This is a genomic window from Microbacterium sp. MYb64 (assembly GCF_002979495.1).
Taxonomy (GTDB): Bacteria; Actinomycetota; Actinomycetes; order Actinomycetales; family Microbacteriaceae; genus Microbacterium; species Microbacterium azadirachtae_A.
In genome coordinates this window covers 1-26184 of record NZ_PCOW01000016.1, presented here as the reverse complement: position 1 = coordinate 26184, position 26184 = coordinate 1, and the positions used below count along the sequence as shown (strand labels likewise).

General features: G+C 70.4%; 23 protein-coding genes, 1 tRNA gene and 1 pseudogene. 17 read left to right on the top strand and 8 right to left on the bottom strand.

Going from position 1 to position 26184, the window contains the following annotated elements:
• Positions 1 to 9 precede the first annotated feature (9 nt).
• Both CQ044_RS13895 and CQ044_RS13890 read right to left on the bottom strand, forming a co-directional pair.
• Positions 10 to 528: an FHA domain-containing protein gene (locus CQ044_RS13895; protein ID WP_105689014.1), complete on the bottom strand. Its 519-nt coding sequence runs from the start codon at positions 526 to 528 to the stop codon at positions 10 to 12.
• A 52-nt stretch (positions 529 to 580) separates the two neighbouring features.
• On the bottom strand, positions 581 to 1306 hold the full coding sequence (locus tag CQ044_RS13890; protein WP_258133321.1) for a DUF3662 and FHA domain-containing protein: 726 nt from the start codon (positions 1304 to 1306) through the stop codon (positions 581 to 583).
• A 299-nt stretch (positions 1307 to 1605) separates the two neighbouring features.
• Between CQ044_RS13890 and CQ044_RS13885 the strand changes: the two genes are divergently transcribed.
• Both CQ044_RS13885 and CQ044_RS13880 read left to right on the top strand, forming a co-directional pair.
• Positions 1606 to 1689: transfer RNA gene (locus CQ044_RS13885), tRNA-Leu, on the top strand.
• Positions 1690 to 1806: 117 nt separating this feature from the next.
• Entirely contained in the window at positions 1807 to 3678 is a 1872-nt protein-coding gene (locus CQ044_RS13880) for a lipase family protein (RefSeq protein WP_258133320.1), read from the top strand.
• A 40-nt stretch (positions 3679 to 3718) separates the two neighbouring features.
• Here the strand turns inward: CQ044_RS13880 and CQ044_RS13875 are convergent, their stop codons facing one another.
• Positions 3719 to 4504 (bottom strand): DNA/RNA non-specific endonuclease, encoded by a 786-nt coding sequence (locus CQ044_RS13875; RefSeq protein WP_105689012.1) that lies wholly within the window; start codon positions 4502 to 4504, stop codon positions 3719 to 3721.
• Between the two features lie 191 nt (positions 4505 to 4695).
• Between CQ044_RS13875 and CQ044_RS13870 the strand changes: the two genes are divergently transcribed.
• From CQ044_RS13870 to CQ044_RS13845, 6 genes are all read left to right on the top strand, one after another.
• Positions 4696 to 6804: a DHA2 family efflux MFS transporter permease subunit gene (locus CQ044_RS13870; protein WP_374954863.1), complete on the top strand. Its 2109-nt coding sequence runs from the start codon at positions 4696 to 4698 to the stop codon at positions 6802 to 6804.
• A 47-nt stretch (positions 6805 to 6851) separates the two neighbouring features.
• Positions 6852 to 7469, top strand: a complete 618-nt coding sequence (locus tag CQ044_RS13865) for a TetR/AcrR family transcriptional regulator (protein WP_105689011.1) — start codon at positions 6852 to 6854, stop codon at positions 7467 to 7469.
• Positions 7470 to 7760: 291 nt separating this feature from the next.
• Positions 7761 to 9836, top strand: coding sequence for an MDR family MFS transporter (locus tag CQ044_RS13860; RefSeq protein WP_258133319.1), 2076 nt, complete (start codon positions 7761 to 7763; stop codon positions 9834 to 9836).
• Positions 9837 to 9892: 56 nt separating this feature from the next.
• A complete protein-coding gene (locus tag CQ044_RS13855) occupies positions 9893 to 10501 on the top strand; it encodes a TetR/AcrR family transcriptional regulator (protein ID WP_105689010.1) in 609 nt (202 codons plus the stop codon).
• The gene (locus CQ044_RS13850) at positions 10498 to 11082 is read left to right on the top strand and encodes a GNAT family N-acetyltransferase (protein WP_105689009.1); all 585 of its coding nucleotides are present in this window, start codon (positions 10498 to 10500) and stop codon (positions 11080 to 11082) included. Before CQ044_RS13855 ends, CQ044_RS13850 begins: the two co-directional genes overlap by 4 nt.
• 552 nt (positions 11083 to 11634) lie before the next feature.
• The gene (locus tag CQ044_RS13845) at positions 11635 to 11838 is read left to right on the top strand and encodes a cold-shock protein (protein WP_045250254.1); all 204 of its coding nucleotides are present in this window, start codon (positions 11635 to 11637) and stop codon (positions 11836 to 11838) included.
• A 176-nt stretch (positions 11839 to 12014) separates the two neighbouring features.
• Here the strand turns inward: CQ044_RS13845 and CQ044_RS13840 are convergent, their stop codons facing one another.
• Genes CQ044_RS13840 through CQ044_RS13830 form a run of 3 tightly spaced genes read right to left on the bottom strand, consistent with a single transcriptional unit; the run spans position 12015 to position 14270 of the window.
• Positions 12015 to 12689, bottom strand: a complete 675-nt coding sequence (locus CQ044_RS13840; protein ID WP_105689064.1) for an HAD hydrolase-like protein — start codon at positions 12687 to 12689, stop codon at positions 12015 to 12017.
• 25 nt (positions 12690 to 12714) lie between these two features.
• Positions 12715 to 13410, bottom strand: a complete 696-nt coding sequence (gene nucS / locus CQ044_RS13835) for an endonuclease NucS (RefSeq protein WP_105689008.1) — start codon at positions 13408 to 13410, stop codon at positions 12715 to 12717.
• Positions 13411 to 13439: 29 nt separating this feature from the next.
• Positions 13440 to 14270, bottom strand: coding sequence for a GAP family protein (locus tag CQ044_RS13830; RefSeq protein ID WP_105689007.1), 831 nt, complete (start codon positions 14268 to 14270; stop codon positions 13440 to 13442).
• Positions 14271 to 14387: 117 nt separating this feature from the next.
• Here CQ044_RS13830 and CQ044_RS13825 point away from each other — a divergent pair, with 117 nt between their 5' ends.
• Complete coding sequence (locus CQ044_RS13825) at positions 14388 to 15611, top strand: sensor histidine kinase (protein WP_105689006.1); 1224 nt, start codon at positions 14388 to 14390, stop codon at positions 15609 to 15611.
• Positions 15608 to 16267, top strand: coding sequence for a response regulator transcription factor (locus tag CQ044_RS13820; protein ID WP_258133318.1), 660 nt, complete (start codon positions 15608 to 15610; stop codon positions 16265 to 16267). Before CQ044_RS13825 ends, CQ044_RS13820 begins: the two co-directional genes overlap by 4 nt.
• Positions 16268 to 16298: 31 nt before the next feature.
• On the opposite strand, the gene CQ044_RS13815 is transcribed toward CQ044_RS13820, so the two are convergent.
• Positions 16299 to 17522, bottom strand: a complete 1224-nt coding sequence (locus tag CQ044_RS13815) for an MFS transporter (protein ID WP_105689005.1) — start codon at positions 17520 to 17522, stop codon at positions 16299 to 16301.
• A gap of 59 nt (positions 17523 to 17581) precedes the next feature.
• Here CQ044_RS13815 and CQ044_RS13810 point away from each other — a divergent pair, with 59 nt between their 5' ends.
• The 7 genes from CQ044_RS13810 to mnhG all read left to right on the top strand — a co-directional run bounded on the left by CQ044_RS13810 (position 17582) and on the right by mnhG (position 25278).
• Positions 17582 to 18676, top strand: coding sequence for a LacI family DNA-binding transcriptional regulator (locus CQ044_RS13810; RefSeq protein ID WP_105689004.1), 1095 nt, complete (start codon positions 17582 to 17584; stop codon positions 18674 to 18676).
• 119 nt (positions 18677 to 18795) lie between these two features.
• On the top strand, positions 18796 to 21741 hold the full coding sequence (locus tag CQ044_RS13805) for a Na+/H+ antiporter subunit A (RefSeq protein WP_105689003.1): 2946 nt from the start codon (positions 18796 to 18798) through the stop codon (positions 21739 to 21741).
• A complete protein-coding gene (locus CQ044_RS13800) occupies positions 21741 to 22328 on the top strand; it encodes a Na(+)/H(+) antiporter subunit C (RefSeq protein WP_105689002.1) in 588 nt (195 codons plus the stop codon). Before CQ044_RS13805 ends, CQ044_RS13800 begins: the two co-directional genes overlap by 1 nt.
• Positions 22325 to 23890: a Na+/H+ antiporter subunit D gene (locus CQ044_RS13795; RefSeq protein WP_045271281.1), complete on the top strand. Its 1566-nt coding sequence runs from the start codon at positions 22325 to 22327 to the stop codon at positions 23888 to 23890. Before CQ044_RS13800 ends, CQ044_RS13795 begins: the two co-directional genes overlap by 4 nt.
• The gene (locus CQ044_RS13790; RefSeq protein WP_105689001.1) at positions 23887 to 24564 is read left to right on the top strand and encodes a Na+/H+ antiporter subunit E; all 678 of its coding nucleotides are present in this window, start codon (positions 23887 to 23889) and stop codon (positions 24562 to 24564) included. Before CQ044_RS13795 ends, CQ044_RS13790 begins: the two co-directional genes overlap by 4 nt.
• Positions 24561 to 24830 carry a monovalent cation/H+ antiporter complex subunit F gene (locus CQ044_RS13785; RefSeq protein WP_045271280.1) on the top strand — a complete coding sequence of 90 codons (270 nt, stop codon included), beginning with the start codon at positions 24561 to 24563 and terminating at the stop codon, positions 24828 to 24830. The genes CQ044_RS13790 and CQ044_RS13785 overlap by 4 nt, the downstream gene beginning before the upstream one ends.
• A 58-nt stretch (positions 24831 to 24888) precedes the next feature.
• Positions 24889 to 25278: a monovalent cation/H(+) antiporter subunit G gene (gene mnhG, locus CQ044_RS13780; protein ID WP_105689000.1), complete on the top strand. Its 390-nt coding sequence runs from the start codon at positions 24889 to 24891 to the stop codon at positions 25276 to 25278.
• 37 nt (positions 25279 to 25315) lie between these two features.
• Here the strand turns inward: mnhG and CQ044_RS19615 are convergent.
• A pseudogene (locus CQ044_RS19615) lies at positions 25316 to 26184 on the bottom strand (hypothetical protein); the annotation flags it as partial.

Genomic DNA, 26184 nt, shown 5'->3' with positions numbered 1-26184 from the left:
GGCCGCCGGTTACGCCCGCAGCTCGAACGTCGTGGCGCCCACCTTGATGGGTGCGCCGATCGACACGGCGACGGGGGCGCCGACGCGCTCTCCGTTCAGGAACGTGCCGTTCGTGGAGTCGAGATCCTGGAGCATCCACTGGTCGCCCCACAGCAGCAGGCGCGCGTGGTGGCTGGACGTGTAGTCGTCGCGGATGACGAGGCCGGATTCGCTCGAGCGGCCGATCGACATCGGCTCGGATCCCAGCGGCACCTCGAGGCCGGCCTTGGGGCCGGATGTGATGACGAGTTTGGCGACGGTGGACGTGGTGGCCGGTCCGCCGGGCCTGCTCCTCGGTGCGGCCGGGGGCTTCGCGGGGGCCGGGGCCGGCTTCGCCGCGGGGGCGCTCGCCGCGGCCTCGGCCTGGGGCAGCTTGCGCACGCGCACGCCGAACAGATCCGCGCGGAGCGAATAGACGACCGCGAAGACGAAGAACCACATCAGCACGAGGAAGCCGATGCGCAGGAGGAGGAGCGTCAGTTCACTCATGACGGCTGCTCCTCACGGATGGCGTGCTCGCCGCGCTTTCCGCGGGCCGCGCTCACGGATTGACCCCGAACGCGCGCGTGGCGTCGTCGCCGCGGCCGCGGGCCGGCTCGGAGACGGGCACGACCTCGAATGTCAGGTCCGTGCGGCCGATCGTGATGACCATGCCGCTGTTGAGCTGGGCCTCGCGCACCCGCTGGCCGTTGAGCTTGGTGCCGTTGGTGGAGCCGAGGTCGCGGAGCATGGCGTGATCGCCGTCCCACAGCACTTCGGCGTGCTTGCGGCTGGATCCGGCATCGCTGATGGTGATGTCGGCGTCGCTCCCGCGGCCGATGACCGTACGCGCCTTGGTGACGGGGTAGCGGGCGCCGCCCGTGGTGACGACGGCCTGCCAGGTGACGCGTCCGCTGCTCGGCGTGGAGGCGGATTCGACGCGGACGGTGCCCGTGGCGAGCTTGTCGTCGGCTTCGAGGGCGATGTTCACGGGGCCGGAGAAGCTGTAGCCCTGTGCGCGGGCGTGCTCCTTGACCAGGACGTGCAGCTCGTCGATGAGAGCGGATCCGAGTCCGTGCATGGCCGTCGCGTCCTCGCCGCTCAGGTGCACGAGGAAGGTGCTCGGCACGATGATGCGGTCGCGGCTGACGACAGCCGCCTTCGTGTCCATTTCGCGACGCAGTGCCGAAGCGATCTCCACGGGCTGGATGCCGCTGCGGAAGGTCTTCGCGAACGCGCTGTTCACTGCGCGCTCGAGACCCTTCTCAAAGCTGTCTAGTAGTCCCACTGGGCTCCCATGGCTCACCGATCGGTACGCACATCGTAGCGACACGGCCTGAATGATCCCCCGGACGGCGCGATCCGGATGCCGAGTGGATCCTGCGTCGCCGGTTCGTTCGCTCGGCCGGGCTTGCTCTGGTTCCGGTAGCGAGCGCACCGGATCCTGCCCAGCGCACGGGACGTTCGCGCGCGCAGGCCGTGCACTCGACGGGATGCCGTGCACTCGACACGGCCGGGTGCAGCGCCGGTTCGGAGTGCGCGCCGGGGCGTGATATTCTCGGGAGGTTGGTTCGCGAGGACCGACATGCGCGAGTGGCGGAATAGGTAGACGCGCTGGCTTCAGGTGCCAGTGCCTGCAAGGGCGTGGGGGTTCAAGTCCCCCCTCGCGCACAGTGAGAAGAAGGCCCGGATCGAGAGATCCGGGCCTTCTTCGTTTCCTTGACCGCTGCCTCCCCGCCGCTAATCTGGCGTCAGCCGCGGACCGCGGCGCGAGCCGAAGGAGACGCCGTGGTTCCGCAGGAGTCCGCACCCGCCCCCGAGAACACCGCGCCGGAGACCTCCGCGCCGCGCACCGGCCCGTCCCGTCGCCTGTCCGCGACGGTCGCGCGGTGGAGCGCTCCGATCCGCATCGTGCTGGGCCTCGCGATCGTCGCGGTCGGCGTCGTCTTCCTCCTCGTGTCGATGACCGTGCAGACGATCGCTCTCGTCACCGGGATCGGGATCCTGCTGGCGGGCGTCGCCGTGCTGCTCACCGCGGGCGAGGGCAACGGGCAGGACGACGACGGATCCGCGTCGCGCCCGGCCGTCGTGATCGTCGCGCGCGTGCTCGGCGGGCTGCTCGTGCTGCTCGGGGCCGGCATGGCGCTGTGGCCGGTCGCGGGTGCTCCGCTGCTCTCGCTGCTCCTCACGATCGCGCTGATCGTCTTCGCCCTGGCCACCGCCGCGCGTGCCTTCCGCCCCGGCGCGGATCAGCGCGTCACCGGGATCATCGCGGCGGTCGCGACGCTCGCGGTCGCGGCGATCACCGTGTTCTGGCCGGTGCTGACCCTGGTCGTGTTCCGGCTCGGCGTCGGGGCGTGGTTCGTCTTCATCGGGCTGCAGCTGATCGTGCGCGCGTTCGCGAGGCGTTCTCCCGCGACGAACGCCCCGCGCCGTCCGTGGGTGCGCTGGCTCCGCACCATCGGGGCGAGCGTCGCCCTCGTGCTCGCCGTCGCGCTCGCCGCGGGCAGCGGCGCGCTGCTCGGGGGCATTCCGCTGCCGGTGCCGGATGCGTTCTACACCCCGCCCGCCGAGGTGCCGTCCGAGCCCGGCACGCTGATCCGCTCCGAACCGATGACGGTCGGCGTGCCCGCGGGGGCGAAGGCGTGGCGGATCCTCTACACGACCACGAACCCTGACGGGTCGCCGGCCGTCTCGAGCGGCACGGTGCTCGCGCCGGAGAATCCGGGACCGGATCCTCTTCCTCTCCTCACGGTCTCGCACGGCACGGTCGGGGTGGTGCCGGGCTGCTCGCCGTCGCTGAGCGCCGCGCCCTTCGCCGACGGCGCGGGCACGGCGATGGCCGCCATGGTGACCGAGCACGGCTGGGTCGCCGTCACCTCCGACTACATCGGCCTGGGGACGAATGGCCCGCACCCCTATCTCGTAGGCGACGCGGAGGCGCGCAACGTGTGGGACGCGTCGAAGGCCGTGCTCGGCTTCCGCGAGCTCAGGGTGTCCACCGACACCGTGATCTGGGGCCACTCGCAGGGTGGCCAGGGCTCGCTCTGGACCGGCCAGATCGCCTCGTCCTACGCTCCGGAGTTCACGGTCAAGGGGGTCGCAGCTTTCGCGCCGGCCTCGAACCTGTACGCGCTCGCCGAGGCGATCAAGTCGGAGACGGCGGGCAAGACGGTGTCCGCGTACATCGCGGCGACCTGGGACAAGGTGTTCCCCGAGCTGAACGTCGAGAAGAGCCTCACCCCCGGATCCGCGGGGCCGGTCGAGCGCATCGGCGGACTCTGCTTCAACGGGCACGACGGCCTCGCCGCGATCCTGCGCGGCAGCCAGGTGCCGAACCAGATCTTCCCGGATGCGCTGCTCGACGGCCCGTTCGGCGACAAGCTCAAGGAGCAGGAGCCCACCGGGCCCTTCCCCGCACCCGTGCTGGTCGCGCAGGGACTGGCGGATCCGCTCGTGAAGCCCGCGATCCAGGACGCGTGGGTGAAGGCCCGCTGCGATGCCGGGATCCCCGTCGACTACCGCACCTACCCCGGGCTCGGCCACGTCGAGCTCGTCGGGCCGGACTCCCCGCTCACCCCTCAGCTCGAGCAGTGGACCCTGGACCGCTGGGACGGCAAGGCCCCGACCCCGGACTGCGACCACCTCCCCGCCGGCTGAGCCGGTCGGCCCGGAGATCCCGCGCGCCGTCCGCCGCGGTTCAGAGCACGATGTCGTCGGCGCTGTGCAGCGGTCGCCACTCGACCGGGCGGATCCCCCGGGTGGTCAGCACGTCGGCGGCCATGAGGGGCCCGACGTCGACGCCGGCGAGCGCGGCGATCTCCGCGATCGGCACCTGGAACGTGCGGAACCCGCCGAGCGGCGCGGCGGCGAGCAGCCCGTCCCTGGTTTCGACGAGGTCGCTCTGGTCGAGGACGAATCCGGCCGCCGCGAGTGAGCCGGCCGACTCCCAGGCCGCGATCTTCCAGAAGCGCAGGGGGATCCGGATGCCGCGGTAGGGCGGGTCGTCGTCGGCGAGCACCGGGGCCGTGAACACGGAGATGCGCTGCGCGGTCGCCTCGGCATAGGTGAGCACGTGGTCTTCGAGGCCGAGCCAGAGCTCGGGGCCCTGATTGAAGTGCGCCGCCTGCGGAGCGGCGTTGGGGTAGACGAAGGTGGCCTCCATCGCGGCGCGCGCGGCCGAGACGTCTCCCCACCCCGGATCGCGCCGCCGTACCAGGTGTCCTCGGTCGAGGTCGTTGCGCGCGTACACGGCGGGCCCGGTCTGCTCGTCCTCTCCGACCCGGGGGTCGAGCCGCCACTCGCCTGAGCGCGGCAGGTCGCGCAGCGTCGTGCCGTCGATGTTGACGCCCGTCGCCACGGCCAGTCTGCGGCCGGGGTCGAGCAGCACGGTGAAGCGCGGATACGCGAGCTCTCGCACCTCGCGCTCCGGGCGCGGCAGCGGCACAGGAAGGGAGAGGAACCCGGGCTCGTAGCCGTCCGTCATGCCTCCATCGTGACGGATGCCGCCGACACTGTCACGACGCGGATCCGAAATCCGTGCGTGCAGGAAAGCTTGCAAGCGTGTAACATTGCAGAGTTGCAAGTTTTGCGCCGGCGTCGGCGCTCGTGTCGATCGAAGAAGTCCGCGAGCGGGATCCGCACCGCTCCATCCCCCGTTCTCCTGGAAGGACTTCTATGGCAACCGCCACCGACACCGTCACGACGGTCGAGGCGTCCGCCCCGCTCGCCGCGAAGCCGATCATGACGCACAAGCAGATCATGCTGGTGATCTACGGCCTGATGAGCGGCATGTTCCTGTCGTCGCTCGCGCAGACCGTCTTCGGCACCGCGATCCGCACGATCGGCGACGACCTGCACGGTCTCGATCAGCAGGCCTGGGTCACCACCGCGTTCCTCATCACATCGACCATCGCCGTGCCGATCTACGGCAAGCTGAGCGACATCTTCGGCCGCCGCCCGCTGTTCATCCTCGGCATCGTGATCTTCATCCTGGGCTCCACGCTCTCTGCGTTCTCGACCTCGATGATGATGCTCGCCGCGTTCCGCGCGTTCCAGGGCATCGGCGCCGGCGCGCTCATGGCGCTTCCGCTCGCGATCATGGGCGACATCCTCGCCCCGCGCGAACGCGCCAAGTACCAGGGCTACTTCTTCGCCGTGTTCGGCGTCGCGACCGTGATCGGCCCGCTGGTCGGCGGCCTGTTCGCCGGCGCGAACCAGATCCTCTGGATCGACGGCTGGCGCTGGACCTTCCTCATCAACATCCCGCTGGGCCTGTTCGCGCTGTTCATGGTGATCACATTCCTCCACCTGCCCAAGGTCGGTCGGCACAAGGGCCCGCGCATCGACTGGTGGGGTGCTGCCGCGGTCATCATGGCGCTCGTGCCGCTGCTCATCGTCGTCGAGCAGGGCCGCGCCTGGGGCTGGGACTCTGTCGCCTCCATCTCCTGCTACGTGATCGGCGGCATCGGCCTCGTCGCATTCGTCGTGATCGAGGCCCTCATGAAGGACGACGCGATCATCCCGCTGAAGCTCTTCCGCTCCGGCACGTTCTCGATGGCCACGGTCCTGGGCTTCCTCGTGGGCTTCGCGATGTTCGGCGCGATGATGACGATCCCGCTCTACATGCAGATCGTCGTCGGCATGAACCCGACCGAATCCGGCCTGTCCATGCTGCCGCTCATCGTCGGCCTCATGATCGCCTCGCTCGCCTCGGGTCAGATCACGGCGCGCACCGGGAAGTACCGCATCTTCCCCGTCCTCGGCACGCTCTTCACCGCCGTCGGCTTCTTCTCGCTCACGCTCATCCGGTACGAGACGCCGCTCTGGCAGATCTTCGTCGGCATGTTCGTGCTGGGCCTCGGGCTCGGCCAGCTCATGCAGCCTCTGACGCTCGCGAGTCAGAACTCGGTCGATCCGCACGAGATGGGCGTCGCCTCGAGCGCCGCCACGTTCTTCCGTCAGATCGGCGGAACCCTGGGCACCGCCGTGATGCTCTCGGTGCTGTTCTCGATGCTGCCCGCCAACGTCCTTCACGCCACCGAGGACAAGGCCAACCTGTCGGCGGCGCTCGATGCCGCCCTGGATCCGGCGACCTCGTCCAAGGCTGACAACGCCGCCATCATGAAGCAGCAGTGGAGTGCGATCGTCGGTCCGCTGACCGAGAACATCCAGGCGCAGCTCGACGAGGGCGTGGCCGAGGGCGACGCCACGGCGAAGGCGACGGCCGGCGAGGCCGTGACGCAGAAGGTCACCGAGGGCGTGAACCAGGCCGTCGCCGCGGGGCAGCTGCCCGCGGAGGCCGCGCCCGCCGTGATCGCGCAGAAGGTCGCGGAGGCGACGCCCGCCGCCGAGTCCGCCGCGCACGAGCAGGTGCTGAAGGCGGTCGCCGAGAAGGCGCACGCCGGCGTCCAGGGCGACAAGGTCGCTGTGGACTGGGCCGATCACGACCAGCGCACCTACTGGGTCGACCAGCTGGTCCCGACCCTGCAGGACGAGATCAAGAAGAAGGAGAGCGATGCCTCCGGATCCGGTTCGTCCGGCACGGCGGTGAACGACACCTCCTTCCTGACCGGGGCCGACGCCGCGCTCAGCAAGCCGTTCATGATCGGTTTCATCCAGGGTCTCGTGACGCTGTACTGGGTCGGCTTCGGTGTGATCCTGCTCGCGTTCGTGCTCACCTGGTTCTTCAAGGTGCCGCCGCTGCGCGCCCGATCCGCGCTGCAGGAGCAGGCGGACAAGGTGGGCATGACCGAGACCGGAAGCATCAGGACCCACAAGGCCTGAGCGGAGTCGGGGCGGGGAGACCCGCCCCGACTCTCGAGGAGAGCGAGATGACGAACACAGAGGAGCTGACCGCGGCGGATCCGCACGCGGAGAACTGCGGCCGGCGCGAGCGCAAGAAGCAGCAGACCCGGCAGGCGCTGCACGAGGCCGCGCTGCGCCTGGTCGATGAGAAGGGCCTCGACGGCACCACGGTCGAGCAGATCTGCGAGGCCGTGGACGTGTCGCCGCGCACCTTCTTCAACTACTTCCCGTCCAAGGCCGCCGCCGCCCTCGACCTGCCCGACACCGGGATCCCGCCCGAGGGCGCCGACGCGTTCCGCGCCGCCCAGGGCGAGCTCGTGCCCGCGCTCTGCGCGCTCATCGGCGCCTCGATGGACGACGCGCAGCAGCGCAAGCGCATGAAGGCGCTGGTCGTTCGCCGCCCCGAGCTCATGCCCGCCTTCGCGCAGTGGATGGGCGGCATCCGCGAGCAGTACTACGCGCTCGTCCGCGAGCGCGCAGACGATGCGGACGCCATGGCCGCGGTCGCCCTCACGATGGCGGCGCTCAGCGTGATCGTGCACGACGGCACCGCGGGCGGCGAACGGCCGGGTGCCGCTCGTCTGCTCGAGGGTGTCGAGCAGCTGGTGGCTGCGCGGGACGTGCGGCTGCGCGACGCGGCCTGACGACGGTCGCCTCCCTGCTGGAGTGCGGGACTCGGGCGACGATATCCATCTCGCCGCGACGGTGATCCGGCCGGAGGGATGGAAAAGGATCCTCGCGGACCCTCCGAAGCTGCGGAATCCATCTCGTCCGCCGCGCAGATTCCAGCAACCTCATAGTGAATCTGCGTTTGCGCAACCTTTCCTTTCGTGTAATCTTGCATGGCTGCAACATTCTTGCCGCCAACGTCGGCGCTCGAAGCGACGGGTGTCGACGACGGGCGACGGCGTCCTCGATCCATTTGAAGGGACTCCATGTCCACCGCGACAGCAACCACGGGGGCGACGCGCACGGAGCGCAAGCAGAACGCCCCGATCATGACGCACAGGCAGATCCTGCTCGTCATCTACGGCCTGATGGCCGGCATGTTCCTCTCGTCGCTCGACCAGACGATCGTGGGAACCGCGATCCGCACGATCGGCGACGACCTGCACGGCCTCGATCAGCAGGCCTGGGTCACCACCGCGTACCTCATCACCTCGACGATCTCGGTGCCGATCTACGGCAAGCTCAGCGACATCTTCGGTCGCCGGCCGCTGTTCATCTTTGGCATCACGGTGTTCATCCTCGGATCCGTGCTCTCGACGTTCTCGACGTCCATGCTGATGCTCGCGGGCTTCCGCGCCTTCCAGGGCATCGGCGCCGGCGCGCTGATGTCGCTCCCGCTCGCGATCATGGCCGACATCCTCGCCCCGCGCGAACGCGCCAAGTACCAGGGCTACTTCTTCGCCGTGTTCGGCATCTCCTCGCTGATCGGCCCGCTGGTCGGCGGCCTGTTCGCCGGCGCGAACGAGATCCTCTGGATCTCCGGATGGCGCTGGGTGTTCCTCATCAACCTGCCGATCGGCCTCATCGCGCTCGCGATGGTGATCGCATTCCTGCACCTGCCGAAGGTCGGCACGCACAAGAATCCGCGCATCGACTGGTGGGGCGCGACGGCCGTGATCGTGGCGCTCGTGCCGCTGCTGCTCGTCGCCGAGCAGGGCCGCGAGTGGGGCTGGTCCTCGTTCGCCGCGATCGCCTGCTACGTGATCGGAGGCCTGGGCGCGATCGCCTTCGTGCTGATCGAGATCGCGATGAAGGATGACGCGATCATCCCGATCCGCCTGTTCCACTCCAACACCTTCTCGATGGCGACGGTCATCGGCGTGCTCGTGGGCTTCGGCATGTTCGGCGCGATGATGACCATCCCGCTGTACATGCAGATCGTCGCGGGCCTCACCCCCACCGAGTCGGGCTTCGCGATGCTGCCGATGGTCGTCGGCCTCATGACGTCGTCCATGGCCGCCGGTCAGATCACGGCGCGGACCGGGAAGTACGGCATCTTCCCGCGCCTGGGCACGCTGTGCACCGCCCTCGGATTCCTGCTGCTCACGTTCGTCTCGTCCAGCACCCCGGTGTGGTTCATGATGATCGGCATGTTCGTGGTGGGCCTCGGGCTCGGCCAGCTCATGCAGTCGCTCACCATGGCGAGCCAGAACGCTGTCGCCGCGCCCGACATGGGCGTCGCCACGAGCGCCGCGACCTTCTTCCGCCAGATCGGCGGAACGCTGGGTACGGCGATCATGCTCTCGATCCTGTTCACGCTGCTTCCGCTGAACATCACGCACAGCATGGCTGACAAGCCCACTCTGACCGCCGCGCTGAACGCGGCTCTGGACCCCGCCGTGGCGGGCAAGGAGCAGAACAAGGCCGTCATGAAGCAGCTGTGGACGCCGATCACGGGCCCGCTCGAGCAGAACGTCCAGGCGCAGCTCGACAAGGGCGCGACCGCGGCGAAGGCCGCGGCGGGCCAGGCCGTGACGCAGAAGGTCACCGAGGGCGTGGATCAGGCCGTCGCCGCCGGTCAGGTTCCTGCCGCCGCCGCGCAGACCGTGATCGACCAGAAGGTGGCGGAGGCGACTCCGGCCGCCGAGGCCGCGGCACTGCAGGCGGTCGCCGACAAGGCGCATGCGACTGTGCAGGACGGAAAGGTCGTCGTGGACTGGTCGAACAAGGATCAGCGCACATACTGGGTCGGCCAGCTGGTGCCGAACATCGTCAAGGAGATCGACAAGGGCACCTCGAAGGCGTCGAACGGGTCGAGCAGCTCGGTCAGCGACACGTCGTTCCTGAACGGCGCGGACCCCGTGCTCACGAAGCCGTTCATGGTCGGCTTCACGCAGGCGATCGACATCATCTACTGGGTCGGCTTCGGCGTGCTGATGCTCGCGTTCGTGCTGAGCTGGTTCTTCAAGGCGCCGCCGCTGCGCACCCGCTCGGCCCTGCAGGAGCAGGCCGACGAGGCCGGCGTCAGCGAGACCGGTACGATCAGGGTCCAGAGCGCCTGAGCGATGCAGCCGGGGCGGGCACGTCCCGTCCCGGCTTCGCGTACGAGGAGAAGAAGATGAGCATCGCGAACACCGCCGGCGAGGGCCGGCGAGAGCGCAAGAAGCAGCAGACCCGGCAGGCTCTGCACGAGGCCGCTCTGCGCCTGGTCGAGGAGCAGGGGCTGGACGGCACCACGATCGAGCAGATCTGCGAGGCCGTCGACGTCTCGCCGCGCACCTTCTTCAACTACTTCCCGTCCAAGGCCGCCGCCGCCCTGAAGCTGCCGGAGTCCGGCGCCGGCGGCGAGGTGGTGGAGCGATTCCTGCGCGCCCGCGGCGAGCTCGTGCCCGCGCTCTGCGAAGTGGTCGGCTCCTCGATGGACGAGGGCATGGACCGCCACCGCATCAAGCAGCTGCTCATCCGGCGGCCCGAGCTGCTGCCCGCGTTCTCGCAGTGGATGGGGTCCGTGCGGGAGCAGCTCATCGAGCTCGCCGAGCGCCGTGCCGCCGATCACGACGAGGCCGTGCGCGCGGTGTCCCTCGTGCTCGCCGCGATGAACGTGCTGGTCCACACGCGCACCACGCCGGATCGGCCCGGCGCCGCCCGCCTGCTGCAGGCCCTGGACGGACTCGTCCAGGTGCGCGGCGCCCGGATGTCGGATCCGGACTCTAGCCTGGAGGCATGACCTCCCCCGCATTCGACCGGATCGCCCTCCCGCTGCGCACGGAGCGGCTCATCGTGCGCGCCAGCACGTCGGCCGACTCCGATGCGGTGTGGCGCTACCGCCGCCACGACGAGGTGCGCCAGTGGCTGAGCACGGCTCCCGACGATGCCGAGGCGTTCCGCGCGCACTTCACGGATCCGGAGCGGCTCGCGCTCACCCTGCTCGTGGAGCTTCCCGGCGTCGGCGTGATCGGCGACATCATGCTGCGCGTCGAGGACGCGTGGGCGCAGACGGAGGTGCGCCCGCAGGCCGCGGGCGTGCAGGCGGAGCTCGGCTGGGCCATGGATCCCGCGCAGCAGGGCCGCGGATACGCGACCGAGGCGGTGCGCGCGGTGATGGCCGCCTGCTTCACCGAGCTCGGGCTGCGCCGCATCAGCGCCGGCTGCTTCGCGGCGAACGAGCCGTCCTGGCGGATGATGGAGCGCCTCGGCATGCGGCGCGAGGAGCACAGCCGCCGCACCGCGCTGCACCGCAGCGGAGAGTGGATGGATGGCATGAACTACGGGCTTCTCGCGGAAGAATGGCGCTCTCTGACCGATTGAGAGCGTTTTCCGATCGGTGCGCTCGTGTTCCCTGGACAGGGGTGCGCGCACTCGCCTAGTGTGGACCGCGCGCACGTGAAGACGGCTGCTCCCGCCCAACGTCCCCAGCGTGGCGGAAGGTCTTCCCCAGAGACCGGCGGCTAGTGCGTGCAATGGCCCCCTCGGCGCATCCAGTCCCCAATGGATCCCCCGAGGGGGCCGCTTCCTCCCCCGGTATTGCGATCTATTGAGATGATACCGCCGCGGTCAGATTTTGTCCCCCTTTTGGGGGACAGAACCCCCGAACATGGGTTATGCTGATTTCAGACGCACCCTCCGGTCGTCCTGGGTCCCCATCGCTCCCCCCGCGGTGGGGACCCGCCTAATTCCCCCGGGCACGCGTACAGTGGCCTCAGGCCCTCCGCACGCTCGGGATGTGGATCTCTCCTGTGACGCCGGTTGCAACATTTTCGTCACCTTGTGATCCGGGGTGTTGCTATGCGGGTCGACTCGGATAGCGTTAGCATCGTCGACGCGACTGCGCCGGCGTAAGCCCAAGCAAGAAGGCAGTACATGACTCAGGGCACGGTTAAGTGGTTCAACTCGGAGAAGGGCTTCGGCTTCATCTCCCCCGACGACGGTGGAGCTGACGTGTTCGCGCACTACTCCGCCATTGCATCCTCCGGCTACCGCTCGCTCGACGAGAACCAGCGCGTCGAGTTCGATGTGGCGCAGGGCCCCAAGGGCCTGCAGGCCGAGAACATCCGTCCGCTCTGAGCGACACGGACTTCTGACTCCCCCGGTGCCTCGGCACCGGGGGAGTCTCTCTTTTGCGCGGGCGGCTCGGCCGCTCGGTGCGAGAAACCAGATCCTGCACGAGACGCCGCGTCAGACGTGGTGCCTCGTGTCGGAAGTGGTTTCTCGCGGGCGGCTCGGCGGCCTCGGGGCCTGGGTCAGCCGTGCGGCAGCAGGATCCGCAGCAGCTCGTCGGGGGTCGCGACCTCGGCGATGGCGCCGGCGGACTCCCCAGGCTCGCCGAAGCCCCAGGTGACGAAGATCACGGGCACGCCCAGGGGAGCCGCGCCCTCGATGTCGTGCAGGCGGTCGCCGATCAGGACGGGGCGGCTGACGTCGACGCCCGCCTCGGTGAGCCGGTGCAGGGCGCGGCGGAGGACCGCCTCCTTGCCGTCGTGCAGGCCGGAGGCGTCGGGCAGCGCTCCGGCGACGATGACGAAGTCGTCGATCAGGCCGTAGTGCTCGAGGATCGCGAGCACCTGGTTCTCGGGCTTCGAGCTCGCGGTGGCCTGCGGGATGCCCGCCGCCTTGACCGTCTGCAGGGCCTCGGCCACGCCGCGATAGATCCGCACACTCGCGGCGTAGCCGTCGCGCATGGCCAGTTCCCGGTACTTCCGCACTGCGAGGTGCGCGTCCTCCTCGGACAGGCCGGCCAGGTCGCGGAACGACTCGAACATCGGCGGGCCGATCCAGCGGGACAGCTCGCTCTGCGCGGGCTCCGGCAGGCCGAACGCGGCGTACACCTCGACGAGGCGCGGCAGGATCCCCGCCGAGGCGTCGGCGATCGTGCCGTCGACGTCCCAGAGGACGCAGGTGTAGGGGGATGCGGCCATGTTCATGCCTCTCGGAGATAAGGGTTCAGAACAGCCGCGGGATGCCGGACTCGATGCCCTTCATGTCCTCGTAGTCGAGGACGAGGCAGCGGATCCCCCTGTCCTCGGCGAGCACGCGCGCCTGGGGCTTGATCTCCTGGGCGGCGAACACGCCCTGTACAGGGGCGAGATGCGGATCCCGGCCGAGCAGCTCGAGATAGCGGGTGAGCTGCTCCACGCCGTCGATGTCGCCGCGACGCTTGATCTCGACGGCGATCGCGGCGCCGTCCGCGTCGCGCACCATGAGGTCCACCGGCCCGATCGCGGTCGGATACTCGCGGCGCACCAGGGTCGCGCCCTCGGAGATCCGCTCCACCTGCTCGGCGAGCAGGCGCTGCAGATCCGCCTCGACGCCGTCCTTCTGCAGGCCGGGGTCGATCCCCAGCTCGTGGGCCGAGTCGTGCAGGATCTCGTAGATCTGCACGCGCAGCGCGTCGCCGGTCTTCTGATGCGTGACCCGCCACACCTCGGTGACGCCCGCGGATGCCTCCTCCTCCCCCGGCTCCTCGGGTTCGAGGCGGCAGGGCGGGCTCATCCAGTTCAGCGGCTTGTAGCTGCCGCCGTCGGAGTGCACGAGCAGGCTGCCGTCCCCCTTGTGCACGAGCAGACGCGTGGCGAGGGGCAGGTGGGCGTTGAGCCGGCCGGAGTAGTCCACGGCGCAGCGGGCGATGACGAGACGCACCCGAAGAGCCTAGCCCGCCGGGCCGCGGCTCAGCTCCCGCCGGTTCCGAAGAGGGTGCCGATGCCGGAGAAGAGGCCGAGCTCGGCGGCGGCCCCCCGAGCGATGAGGAATCCGACGATCCCGACGATCCACGCCGTGTTCTCCGCGCCAGTACGGCTGAGCCAGGCGCCGAGGCGGCGCAGCGGCCCCTCGACGGCCCGGGCGGCGAGCACGCGCAGGAGGAGCAGCAGGAGCGCGGGCGCGATCATGAGCAGGCAGTAGCCCGCGAGCGCGGCGACGCGGAGCGGGATGCCGATGCCGGCATCCGCGAGCATCGTCATCGCGACGATGTACGGCAGCATCGTCGCGACCTCGACCAGGCCCGCGGCGATCGCGAGGCCGACCACGACGAGCGGCGGAGTCGTCGGGTCGAGGAGCCGGTCGCGCCAGCGTGCGATCCGGCCCTGGACGGGCTCCGCCGCATCGGGAACGCCGGGAGCGAGCGGACCTGCGGCCTCCCGCACCGTGTCCGGCGAGCCGCCGCCGACCAGCGCGGCCTCCTTCTTCTTCGCGCTGGGGATGAGGAAGGAGCCCACGAGGAGGGCCGCTCCGATCACGAAGCGCAGGATCCGCCCGGGTTCGGACGAGAAGAAGTCGGCGGCGACGTCGACGACGTTCACGAGACCCCAGAGGAACAGCAGCCCGACCAGAAGATAGAAGAGGGTGATGGTGCCCAGGTAGAGGAGGATCCGCTTCACCCTCACACGACCGGCAGGCAGCAGCAGGAAGACCGGGATGAGCAGGGTGCCCACGCTCAGCCCGTCGAGGAGTGCGAGGACGGCGAGGGTGAGCGCGAGCGGCGCTTCCGGTGAGAGGTCCATGCTCCCAGGCTCCCGTCCACCGGACCGTCGCGGATCGGGCGAAGGACGGAGTGCCGCGGGCGCCGTTCCTCCTTTCGACCGATACGTCCGCGGAGCATCGCGTGGTTCGATAGGGCGATGGACAGCCCGCGCACGCTCGATCGCGTCGCCGTGCCGCGTCCTCCTTCGCTCCTCCCCCGGGTGCTCGACGTGATACCCAGACCGATCGTCGACGCCGTGGGCACCGCGCTGCTCAGCGTGGCCGCGTCCGCCTTCGGCTTCGCCGGGCTCTGGGATCTCTTCCGGGTCACGCCCTCCCCGATCTCGCCGTGGTGGGCGCTCGCGTTCGCGCTGCCCGGCTGCGTCCTCATCGCGCTCCGGGACCGGATCCCTCCCCTGCTCGCACTCCCGGTGGTGGCGGCGCTGTTCGCCGGAGACGCGGCGACCGTGGGCGGTCTCGGATCCCTCGTCGTGCTGCTGGACGTGCTCTGGCACGCCGTCCACCGGGCCACGGCCCGCGCGCGCCGCGGAGTCGCGGTGGCGCTCGTGCTCGTGGCCGGCGGATTCCTCGTCTTCGCTCTGCTGCGCACCTCCGACGTCCGGGTCGCGATGCTCGTGACGCTGCAGATCGCCACCCTCCTCGGCACCGACTACTGGTGGGCGGTCGCCGTCGGCCGGGCGGAGGAGGTCGCCGCGCTCGAGCGGAGGAGGGCGACGGACGCGGCGCGGGAAGCCGTGCGCGATGAACGAGAGACCATGGCGAGGGAACTGCACGACCTCGTCGCAGGACACGTGTCGGCGATGGCGATCCGGTCGGAGGCGGCACTGTCCACTCCCCCGGACCAGACGCGGGATCGTGCGGCGCTGCGCGCCGTGCGCGATGCGAGCCTCGACGCCCATGCGGCGCTGCGCTCGATGATCGCGGTGCTGCGCGACGGCGGCGACGCCCCTGCCCCGGCGCCGAGGCTGGCCGACGTCCCTGAGCTCGTGCGCGCGGCGGAGCGGGCAGGACTCACCGTGCGCATCGCCGATGAGCGGACGACCGGCGGTCGGGCCGGCACGCTCCCCGCGCTCGTCGACCAGACGGCGGCCCGTGTCGTGCGCGAGGCCCTGGCCAACGGGGCGCGTCACGCGGTCGGCGCCGAGGTGCGGGTGCGGCTCTCGAACGGGGCGGATCGGCTTCTGATCCGGATCGACTCCCACGGCGGCAGGGGCGCGTCCGGCCCGGCGCTCGCCGGATCCGGCACGGGTCTCGCGGTGCTCGCCGAGTGCGTGCGCGCCCTGGGCGGCGAGTTCTCCGCCGGCCCGGAGGGCGACGGCTGGTCGGTGCGCGCCGAGCTGCCCCGAGGAGCGGCGCCGTGACCGGGCCGGCGCCGCGGGTGCTCCTCGCCGACGATCACGGGGCGATCCGCAGCGCGCTGCGGATCATGCTCGAGGCGCATGGGATCGACGTGGTCGGCGAGGCCTCGGATGGCGAGGTGGCGGTGCGGAACGCCAGAGCGCTGCGTCCCGACGTCGTGCTGATGGACCTCAGGATGCCCGGCCGTGACGGGATCTCGGCCACCAGGGAGATCGTGGACGAAGCTCTGGCCGACGTCCTTGTGCTCACGAGCTTCGACGAGGACGACCTCGTGGACGGGGCGATCCTGGCCGGTGCCGCAGGCTTTCTGCTGAAGACCGCCGACGCGGCGACGCTCGTCGAGGCGATCCGCGCGGTCGCCGCAGGAGGAGGCGTGCTCGATCCGAGGGTGACCCGTCGTGCGCTCGCCGCAGCGCGCGCCGGCGCCGGATCCGACCGGGAGCAGGTCGCCGCCCCCGGCGCGGCCCCGGTGGGCGGCGCATTCACCGCCCGCGAGCAGGACGTGCTGGACGGGATCCTTCGCGGCTGGTCCAATGCGCAGCTCGCGGATCACCTCGGCATCTCGGTGACCACCGTGAAGACGCACGTGTCCAACGTGCTCGCGAAGCTCGGCGCACGCAGCCGCTCGCACGCGGCTGCGATCGTCCGTCAGCGCTGATCGCCGCGGTGCGCCGTGCGCGCAGCGCTACTCAGCCGGCGCTGACCTTCTCCTCCTCCCGGAGCGGGCGGGCCGCCCCCGAGAACAAGCCGGAGAGCGCCGCCAGCACGACGAGGACGTAGAGCGTGTTGAGCAGGCCGATGTGGTCGCTGATGAAGCCGAGGACGGGCGGGCCGCCGAGGAAGGCGATGTAGCCGATCGTGGCGGCCGCGCTCACCCGGGCGGCGGCCTTGGCCGGATCGTCGGCGGCGGCGGACATGCCCAGGGGGAAGCCGAGCGAGGCCCCGATCCCCCACAGCGCCGCGCCGGCGAACACCAGCGGCGTGCTCGGCGCGAGGATGAACAGCAGGATGCCGGCGGCGGCCGTGATCGCGAGCACGCGCAGCACGATGACGCGGCCGAAGCGGTCGACGAGCGGGCCGCCGAACAGCCGCACGACGGTCATCGCGACGGAGAACGTCGCCAGGGCTGCGGCACCGAGGGCGGGGCCGGCCTGGTGGTCCTCCGAGACGCCGAGCGCGAGCCAGTCGTTCGCGCCGCCCTCGGCGAACGACATGCCCAGCATCACGATGCCGAGGAAGTAGGTGCGCGGCTCGCGCCAGGCCTCGAGCGCGACGTGCATGCGCTCGCGCCAGCGCGGCTTCTCCGCGGGCTGCGGGTCGAGCGTCGCCTCGCGGTTCGGCACATTGATCCAGCAGGCGACCGCGAGCACCGCGATGATCACGGCGATGAGCAGGGTGTGCGCGGCGACGTTCAGTCCGAGGTGCACCAGGAGCGCGCCGATCCCCGCGCCGATCACCGTGCCGAAGCTGAAGAAAGCGTGGAACACGGGCAGGATCGTCTTGCCCATCTGCTGCTCGATCGCGGTCGCCTCGACGTTCATCATCACGTCGAGCGATCCGTTGCCGAGGCCGAACAGCACGAGCCCCGCGACCACCACGGGGACGGACCCGAGCACGTTGGTGCCGAGGCCCACGAGGCCCACGCCGACGGCGAAACTCAGCATCGTGACGAGCATGCCGAGGCGCGCCCCGGTGCGCGCCATCACCGCAGGGCTCGTCGAGATGCCGATGATCGACGAAACCCCCATGCCCAGCAGCAGGAGGCCCATCTGGCCGTTCTCGATGTGCAGCGCGGCCTTGATATCCGGCACGCGCGAGGCCCAGGTGGCGATGGACAGACCGCTGGCGAGGAAGATCGCGAAGATCGCTGCGCGCCAGCGCACGAACTGGGAGCGGGTGAGGGCGGTGTCCATCCGCACAGTGTATCGAATCGATTCGATCCGTGTGTTCCCCACGATGTTATTGTCGAGACATGAGCTCGGATCCGGACCCTTCGGCCGTGCGGCGCCGTGCCACGATCGCAGATGTGGCGCGCGCGGCGGGGGTCAGCCCCTCCACGGCATCGGTCGTGTTCAGCGGGAAGGCGCCCGTCGCGGACGCCACCAGGGAGAGGGTGCTCGCCGTCGCGGCCGGGCTCGGCTACACCGGCCCCGATCCTCGTGCCGCCTCGTTGCGGCGGGGGCGCAGCGGCATCGTCGCCGTCGCGCTCGAGGAGCATCTGCGGACGGCCTTCCTGGACCCGATCAAGACCGCGACCATGGACGGCCTCACCGACGGCCTCGCCGAACTCGGTGCGGGCGTGCTCCTGCTGCGGGACGATCCCGAGGCGGGGTCGGACGCGCCGACCCTCGCCACGGCGCCCATCGACGCCGCGGTGCTGATCGGCTGCAGCGGACGCATGCGCGAGACCCTGCAGGCCGTACGGAGCCGGGGTCTGCCCGTCGTCGTGATCGAGGGGGACGCCGGTGACGACGTGCCTCGGATGGAGCTCGACAATGGCGAGGCCGCGGCGCAGATCGCGCACCATGTGCGCGCGCTCGGCCACCGGGACGTCGCCGTGGTGACGCTGCCCTTCGACGGCGCGAAGGTGCGCGGCGACGCGACGCCAGAGCGCATCGCGTCCATCACGACCCCCGTCACGAGCGCACGCCTGGAAGGCACCCTGTCCGTGTTCCCCGATGCGCGTGTCGTGTCCGCCGCCGGCAGCCTCATCGACGAGGGCCTCATCGCGGGGCGCATGCTGTTCGAGGATCCGCGGACTCGTCCCACGGCGGTCATCGCGCAGAGCGACCTCCTCGCCGCCGGTGTGATCCGCGCCGCGGAGGAGGCGGGCCTGCGCGTGCCGGAGGACGTCAGCGTGGCGGGCTTCGACGGCATCGCGGTGGACGGCCTGGGCGAGCACGTGCTCACGACCGCCGTGCAGCCCGCGGTCGAGAAGGGGCGCGCCGCGGGCGACGCCGTCGCACGGATGCTGGCGGGGGAGCAGGCCGCCTCGATCCGCTTCACGTGCACCTTCCGCGAGGGCACGACGACGGGGCCGGCCCCCGTCCGGCAGCCGCTTTCGTGACGTTCGCGGCGGTGGATGCCGGTTCCGGCACGTAAACTGGATCCGAACCCGCCCGCCTGTGTCGACCTGCACGCTCACGCGCTGAGCCCGCAGAGACCGACGAGCCAGAGGAGACCGCCGTGCTGACACTCCTCGCTGTGTTCGCCCTCGCGTCTCTGCTGCTGCCGCTGCTGGTCTCCTGGATCGGAGCACGCGCGTTCGCCGTTGCGGCGCTCGTCCCGGCGGCGGCCTTCGTGCACCTGGTGGTGCTCACGCCGCAGGTGCTGGCCGGATCCGAGGATCCCGCCCTCGTTCCGCGGGAGTCGATCGACTGGATCCCGCAGCTCGGGCTTGCGCTCTCCTTCCGGCTCGACGAGCTGAGCTGGCTGCTCGCCCTCATCGTCACCGGTGTCGGCGCGCTCGTGCTGCTCTACTGCCGGTGGTACTTCCGCGGGTCGAAGGAAGGCATCGGGCAGTTCGCCGCGGTGCTGCTGGCCTTCGCCGGCGCGATGTACGGCCTGGTGACCACCGACGATCTCGTCCTGCTGGTCATGTTCTGGGAGCTGACCAGCATCCTCTCCTACCTGCTGATCGGGCACTATCACCGCCGCGGCGCGAGCCGTCGTGCGGCGCTGCAGGCGCTGCTGGTGACCACGCTCGGCGGACTGGCGATGTTCATCGGCGTGGTCTTCCTGGCCGTCGATGCCGGCACTTCGAGCATGTCGCGGATCCTGGAGCTCGCGCCGACGGGGCCGTTGGTCGACGCCGCGATCGTGCTGCTGCTGGTCGGTGCGCTCAGCAAGTCCGCGATCTTCCCGTTCCACTTCTGGCTGCCCGGCGCCATGGCGGCGCCGACGCCCGTGAGCGCCTACCTGCACGCCGCGGCCATGGTGAAGGCGGGCATCTACCTCATCGCGCGGTTCGCCCCCGTCTTCGCCCTCTCGGGGCCGTGGCGTCCGATCACGATCACGCTGGGCGTGTTCACGATGCTGCTCGGCGGCGTGCAGGCGCTGCGCGAGACCGACCTCAAGCGCATCCTCGCGTTCGGCACCGTGAGCCAGCTCGGCTTCTTCACCGTCGTGCTGGGCTACGGCACCTCGGATGCGATGCTCGCGGGGCTCGCGCTCGTGATCAGCCACGCGCTGTTCAAGTCGTCGCTGTTCCTCATCGTCGGCGTCATCGACCGCCAGCTCTCCACCCGTGACGTCAACGAGATCAGCGGCGTCGGGCGTCAGGCCCCGCTGCTCGCGATCTCCGGATTCCTCGCGGTCGGATCCATGATGGGGATCCCCCCGACGATCGGATTCGCGGCGAAGGAGTCCACGCTCGCGGCTCTCTTCGACGAGTCCCAGCGCGGATCCCCCTGGGGGATCGTCGCCCTCGCGGGCGTGATCCTCGGATCCATTCTCACCGCGGCATACGGCGCGAGGTTCCTCTGGGGCGCCTTCTGGCGGAAGAAGGATGCGGCGGGCGCATATATGCCCGACACGGAATGGCCCTCGCCGCCCTTCGGCTTCCTGGTGTCGCCGGTGATCCTCGCCTTCGCCACGCTCGTCCTCGGCCCGCTCGCCTCGGCCGTCACCGTGGTGCTCTACGGCTACGCGGACGACGCGAAGGCGCCCGGCTACGACGGGTCGGCCCTGGATCCCGGACACCTCGCGCTCTGGCACGGGCTCGCCCCCGCCCTGTTCCTGTCGCTCGGGGCGGTGCTGCTCGGCCTCGCCCTGTTCCCGCTCACGCGCCGCCTCGGCTGGGACCGCCGTCCGCGCCTGCTGCCGTTCACCGCCCAGGATGCCTACTACCTCGCGATGCGCAGCGTCGACCGGCTCTCCGTGGTCACGACGTCGCTCACGCAGCGCGGATCCCTGCCGGTCTACGTCGGCACGATCTTCGTCGTCGTGATCGCCGCCGAGGCCACCGCGCTCATCGCCGGCGGACCCGCGAACGCGCAGCTGAGCGCCTGGCACACCCCGGTGCAGCTCGTGGTCGCGCCGATCATGATCTTCGCGGGCCTGCTCGCGATCCGGGCGCAGAAGCGCTACACCGGCGTCGTGCTGGTCTCCGTCACGGGTCTCGGCATGGTCGTGCTGTTCGGCACGAGCGGCGCTCCGGACCTCGCGCTCACGCAGATCCTCGTCGAGACCGTGACCCTCGTCACGTTCGCCCTGGTGCTCCGGCGGCTGCCGGCGCGGATGGGGGAGCACAACGCGTCTGTCGGCCGGGTGCCGCGCGCGATCCTCGGCATCGCCGCGGGCGTGATGATGGCGTGCGTGGCGATCGTCGCCACCGGATCCCGCGTTGCGGATCCCATCTCCGCGGCCTTCCCGAAGCTGGCCTACGAGCTGGGGCACGGCAAGAACGTCGTGAACGTGGCGCTGGTCGACCTGCGCGGCTGGGACACGATGGGGGAGCTGTCCGTGCTCGTGCTCGCGGCCACGGGCGTCGCCTCGCTCGTGTTCGTCACGCATCGCGCCGACCGGCTCTCCGCCACGAGGGCGCTGCCGGAGGGCCCGCGCACGGCGCGCCGCCGGCCTCTCGTCGAGACGACCGAGGGCGTGCGCGTGCAGACGGCCGGCGACACGGCCCCGCGCGCATGGCTCGTCGGCGGAGGCAACGTCAAACCCGAGAACCGCTCGATCCTGCTCGAGGTGATCGTGCGGATCCTGTTCCACACGATCATCGTCGTGTCGATCTATCTGCTCTTCGCGGGCCACAACGCCCCGGGCGGCGGCTTCGCCGGCGGTCTCGTCGCGGGTATGGCCCTGGTCATGCGCTACATCGCGGGCGGGCGCTGGGAGCTCGGCGCCGCCGCGCCCACGGACGCCGGGCGCCTGCTGGGGGCGGGGCTCATCCTCGCCGTCGGGGCGGCCGTGGTGCCGCTGTTCTTCGGCCTCGCGCCGCTCTCCAGCGCCGTGTGGGAGGCCGAGATCCCCGTGGTCGGACACATCGAGTTCGTCAGTTCGACCTTCTTCGACATCGGCGTCTACCTCGTCGTGATCGGGCTCGTGCTCGACGTGCTGCGCAGCCTCGGCGCCGAGGTCGACCGGCAGACGCTCGAGATGCGCGCGCGGGGGGTGGACATCTGATGGACGTCTCCCTCGTGCTGATCATCGTCATGGCGGTGCTCTTCGGCTGCGGCGTGTACGCGATGCTCGAGCGCAGCCTGACCCGCGTGCTGATCGGCTTCCTGCTGCTCGGCAACGCCGTGAACCTGCTGCTGCTCATCGTGATGGGCCGGCCGGGACGCGCGCCGTTCTACGGCACCGACGGCGACGTGAGCGATCCGCTGCCGCAGGCGCTCACCCTCACCGCGATCGTGATCACGTTCGCCGTCTCCGCCTTCCTGCTCGCGCTCATCTACCGCTCCTGGCAGTTGGGCAAGGCGGACACGGTCGAGGACGACGAGACGGACATCGCCCTGCGCGAGCGCACGGAGATCGAGGAAGACCTCATGGACGACGAGGTCGATCTCGAGGACGAGGACGCCACGACGGACTTCGTGGGCGTCGCGACCTCGCCGATCCGCGTGCTGCACGCGAAGGATCTGGACGGCCTCGTCGACGACGCCCCCGTCGACCGGCCGGATCCGCGGCCGGCCTCGGTCGACGACTCCGGGGGAGCGCGCCCGACCGAGACAGACGACGACCGCAACCCGGGGGAGGAGCCGCGATGAACGCCCTCGTCCCCCTGCTCGTCGCCCTCCCCTTGCTGGGCGCGGCGATCACGCTCGTGTTCGGCCGCAACACCCGCGTGCAGGTCATCGTCACGGTCGCCACGCTCGCCGCGGTCTCGGTGATCGCCGCGACCCTCCTCGTGGTGGTGGACCAGACCAAGCCGATCGCTGTGATGGTGGGCGGCTGGCCCGCCCCGTTCGGCATCGTGCTGTACGTCGACCGGCTCGCCGCCCTGCTCGTGCTCGTGTCGAGCATCGTGCTCGTCGCGGTCCTGCTCTTCTCGGTGGGCCAGGGCGCGGCGGATGGGGCCGAGGAGACCCCGATCTCGATCTTCAACCCGTCCTACCTGATCCTGGCCGCGGGCATCTTCAACGCCTTCATCGCGGGCGATCTGTTCAACCTCTACGTCGGCTTCGAGATCCTGCTGGTCGCCTCCTACGTGCTCATCACGCTGGGGAGCACAGAATCCCGCATCCGCACCGGCGCGGTCTACATCGTCGTCTCGCTCGTGTCCTCAGTGCTGTTCCTCGTCGCGATCGCGCTCATCTACGCCGCTCTCGGCACCGTGAACATGGCCCAGATCGCGGAGCGCATCGGCGAGATCCCGCCCAGTACGCAGCTCGTGCTGCACCTCATGCTCGTGGTCGCGTTCGGCATCAAGGCGGCCGTGTTCCCGATGTCGTTCTGGCTGCCGGACTCGTATCCGACGGCGCCCGCACCGGTCACGGCGGTGTTCGCCGGCCTGCTGACGAAGGTCGGCGTGTACGCGCTGATCCGCACCGAGACCCAGCTGTTCAACGTGTCGAGCATCAACACGGTGCTCATGATCGTGGCGCTCGCGACGATGGTGATCGGCATACTCGGCGCGGTCGCGCAGGCGGAGCTCAAGAGGATCCTGTCGTTCACGCTGGTGAGCCATGTCGGCTACATGGTGTTCGGCCTGGCGATCGCGACGCCCGCCGCGATCGGCGCCACGGTGTACTACATCGTGCACCACATCATCGTGCAGACGACCCTGTTCCTCGCGGTGGGGCTCGTCGAGCGGCGGGCCGGCAGCACCTCGATCCTCAAGGTGCGCGGGCTCATGAAGGCCGCGCCGCTCATCGCCGTGCTGTACTTCGTGCCCGCGATCAACCTCGGCGGACTGCCGCCGTTCTCGGGCTTCATCGGCAAGTTCGCGCTGTTCCAGGCGGCGGCGCAGGTGGCGACGCCCCTGATCTGGGTGCTCATCGTCGGAGGCGTGCTCACCTCCCTGCTCACGCTCTACGCCCTCATGCGCGCGTGGAACCTCGCGTTCTGGCGCGACAAGGACGAGACGCCGGAGGAGCAGGAGAACGAGCGCATCGCTCATCTCGGCAGCGCGCCGGCGGCCGATGACGAGCAGCAGGAGCGGCGCCGGATCCCGACCATCATGACCTTCGCGACCGGCGGCATGGTCGCCGTCACCCTCGCGCTGACGGTGTTCGCGGGCCCGATCTACGGACTCTGCGAGCGGATCGGCGCGAACCTGCTGCAGCCGGTGCACCTCGACATGCTCGACGGGGACGAGGCCTCATCATGAGCACCGAGGTGAGGCGCGGACTCTGGCGCGAGATCGGCCTGCAGCTGCCGTTCCTGCTCTGGCTCGTGGTGCTGTGGATGCTGCTCTGGGGCCAGTTCACGGTGCTCTCTGCCGTGACCGGCATCGCGGTGGCGCTGTTCGTGACGCGCGTGTTCCGGCTGCCCACGATCGAGCTCTCCGGGCGGATCAACCTGTGGTGGGCGGCACTGCTGGTGGTGCAGTTCCTGGCGGCCGTCGTGCACGGCTCGCTCAGCGTCGCCGTGCAGGTGCTGAACCCCCGGCGCGCACCAGGAGCCGCGATCATCGCCGTGCCGCTGCGCTACGCCGACGATCTCGTCATGACGCACGTCGCGGTGACGTCGTCGCTCATCCCCGGGTCCCTCGTGGTCGAGGCAGAGCGCGACACCCGCACCCTGTACCTGCACGTGATCGGCGTGCGCTCGCTCGAGGACGTGGAGCGTCAGCGTGCCGGGGTGCTCCGCTGGGAGCGCCGCATCGTGCGCGCACTCGGCTCGCCCGCGCAGGCGGCGCGGCTGCGTGCCGACGAACGCGCCGAGGAGGACCGCCTCGGGGGTACGGTGGCCGGGAGCTCGCCGAAGCCGCACCGGCCGAAGGGATCCGGCCCGGCACAGGGATCCGGCCCGTCGAAGGGATCCGAGGAGGGTCGCCGATGAACCCGCTGCTGCTCGTCATCATGATCGTGTTCGCGGTCGCCGCCGTGCTGGCCGTGATCCGCATCGTCATCGGGCCATCGATCCTGGACCGGGCAGTGGCCGCCGATGTGCTCCTCACCGAGGTCATGTGCGTGCTCGGCGCCGACATGGCGATCAACCACCACACCCGCACGCTGCCGGTGCTGATCGTCGTCGCCGCGGTCGGCGTGTTCGGATCCATCTCGGTCGCCCGCTACGTCGCGCGGAGGGACAACACCCCGTCATGAACGCCGTCACCAGGAACCGGGCCTTCGCCCGCCGCGCCCGCAGGGACGGGGGAGAGCGATGAACGTCTTCGAGCTGAGGATCCCCGATGTCGTCGTCGACACCGCGGTCTGGGTGCTCGTGCTGATCGGCGCGCTGCTGTGCCTCATCGCCGCGATCGGCCTGCTGCGCCTGCGCGATGTGCCGAATCGGCTGCATGCCGCCACCAAGCCGCAGGTCCTCGGGCTGCTGCTGATCTGCCTGGCGATCGCGCTCTCGCAGCGGTCCGTGATCGGCGTCGCGCTGGGGCTGCTGCTCGTCGCGCCCATCGTGCTCATGCAGTTCGCGACCGCCCCGCTGTCCGCGCACATTGTCGGCCGCCAGGCCTACCGCAACGGCACGATCGACGAGCGCTCCCTCGTGGTCGACGAGCTCGCCGACTCGAAGCGCACCCCGCCCGGCGCGGGCTGATCCGCACCTCCCGCACGGCAGGATCCCTCGGGGAGGCTCAGGGATCGACGATCTCGAACACGCCGCCGCCGCCGCGCGGCCAGTCCGGGCCCCGGCTGGGGTCGAGGACGTCGACGGTGGCGACGGTGCCCGGTCCGGAGTACCAGTCGGCATCGATGACCGAGAAGCCGAACGGGTACCACCCGTCGGCGAGCATCCTGATCCGCCGGATCGCGTGACCGGTGTCGTCCAGAGTGACGGTCGCATCGGTCGTGGGGGTCGAGACCCAGACGGTGCCGTTGGCCGGTCCGGTGATCGAGACGACGAGTCCGGTGGTGCGCGCCTCATCGAGGAGCATCGGCCCGTCGAGCTGCTCGAACCCCTGCACGGTCGGTGCCTGCAGGGTGAGGGTCCCCGTGGTCGCGAGGGACTGCTCGGTGGGGGTGAAGGCCCAGACGGAGTAGTCGTAGGTCCCGGGATCGAATGCCAGCGGGCGGGTGTCGAAGGTCCAGGATCCATCGGGCGCGACATCGACCGTGTACCGCTGGGCGGCGAACTCGATCGCGACGGCGTTGCCCGGGGCGGTCCGTCCGGTGATCATCGGGGCGACGTAGGCCGCGACATCCGTCGGGGTGGTGACGCCGGGGTCGAGGCCCGGCGTCCCCCCGGTGCCGGACCCGGGATCTCCTGGCCCGGGGATGCTGGGATCCGCGGGCTGCGGCTTCGGCGGGATGTACTGGGCGACCGGGTCCGTGAGAACCTCGATCGGGGTGATCGTCGGGTCTGTGATCCACCGGCCGAGTTCCACGGATCCGATCGGGATGGGCGCCGTGTCCACGGCCTCGTCGAGGCCCGTCTTCGGGAGTCCGAGCAGGGGGAGCGTCAGGTCGGGGAGGGATCCCGCGATGGCTGCGGGTGCGGAGGTCG

What these genes read in the sequence shown, in the direction of transcription:
- CQ044_RS13855 (WP_105689010.1), top strand. Translation starts at nt 9,893, where the DNA reads ATGAGCATCGCGAACACCGCCGGCGAGGGCCGGCGAGAGCGCAAGAAG.
- CQ044_RS13865 (WP_105689011.1), top strand. Translation starts at nt 6,852, where the DNA reads ATGACGAACACAGAGGAGCTGACCGCGGCGGATCCGCACGCGGAGAAC.
- CQ044_RS13815 (WP_105689005.1), bottom strand. Translation starts at nt 17,522, where the DNA reads ATGGACACCGCCCTCACCCGCTCCCAGTTCGTGCGCTGGCGCGCAGCG.
- CQ044_RS13785 (WP_045271280.1), top strand. Translation starts at nt 24,561, where the DNA reads ATGAACCCGCTGCTGCTCGTCATCATGATCGTGTTCGCGGTCGCCGCC.
- CQ044_RS13870 (WP_374954863.1), top strand. Translation starts at nt 4,696, where the DNA reads ATGGCAACCGCCACCGACACCGTCACGACGGTCGAGGCGTCCGCCCCG.
- CQ044_RS13790 (WP_105689001.1), top strand. Translation starts at nt 23,887, where the DNA reads ATGAGCACCGAGGTGAGGCGCGGACTCTGGCGCGAGATCGGCCTGCAG.
- CQ044_RS13895 (WP_105689014.1), bottom strand. Translation starts at nt 528, where the DNA reads ATGAGTGAACTGACGCTCCTCCTCCTGCGCATCGGCTTCCTCGTGCTG.
- mnhG (WP_105689000.1), top strand. Translation starts at nt 24,889, where the DNA reads ATGAACGTCTTCGAGCTGAGGATCCCCGATGTCGTCGTCGACACCGCG.
- CQ044_RS13825 (WP_105689006.1), top strand. Translation starts at nt 14,388, where the DNA reads ATGGACAGCCCGCGCACGCTCGATCGCGTCGCCGTGCCGCGTCCTCCT.
- CQ044_RS13875 (WP_105689012.1), bottom strand. Translation starts at nt 4,504, where the DNA reads ATGACGGACGGCTACGAGCCCGGGTTCCTCTCCCTTCCTGTGCCGCTG.
- CQ044_RS13830 (WP_105689007.1), bottom strand. Translation starts at nt 14,270, where the DNA reads ATGGACCTCTCACCGGAAGCGCCGCTCGCGCTCACCCTCGCCGTCCTC.
- CQ044_RS13860 (WP_258133319.1), top strand. Translation starts at nt 7,761, where the DNA reads ATGTCCACCGCGACAGCAACCACGGGGGCGACGCGCACGGAGCGCAAG.
- CQ044_RS13810 (WP_105689004.1), top strand. Translation starts at nt 17,582, where the DNA reads ATGAGCTCGGATCCGGACCCTTCGGCCGTGCGGCGCCGTGCCACGATC.
- CQ044_RS13800 (WP_105689002.1), top strand. Translation starts at nt 21,741, where the DNA reads ATGGACGTCTCCCTCGTGCTGATCATCGTCATGGCGGTGCTCTTCGGC.
- CQ044_RS13850 (WP_105689009.1), top strand. Translation starts at nt 10,498, where the DNA reads ATGACCTCCCCCGCATTCGACCGGATCGCCCTCCCGCTGCGCACGGAG.
- CQ044_RS13845 (WP_045250254.1), top strand. Translation starts at nt 11,635, where the DNA reads ATGACTCAGGGCACGGTTAAGTGGTTCAACTCGGAGAAGGGCTTCGGC.
- CQ044_RS13840 (WP_105689064.1), bottom strand. Translation starts at nt 12,689, where the DNA reads ATGGCCGCATCCCCCTACACCTGCGTCCTCTGGGACGTCGACGGCACG.
- CQ044_RS13795 (WP_045271281.1), top strand. Translation starts at nt 22,325, where the DNA reads ATGAACGCCCTCGTCCCCCTGCTCGTCGCCCTCCCCTTGCTGGGCGCG.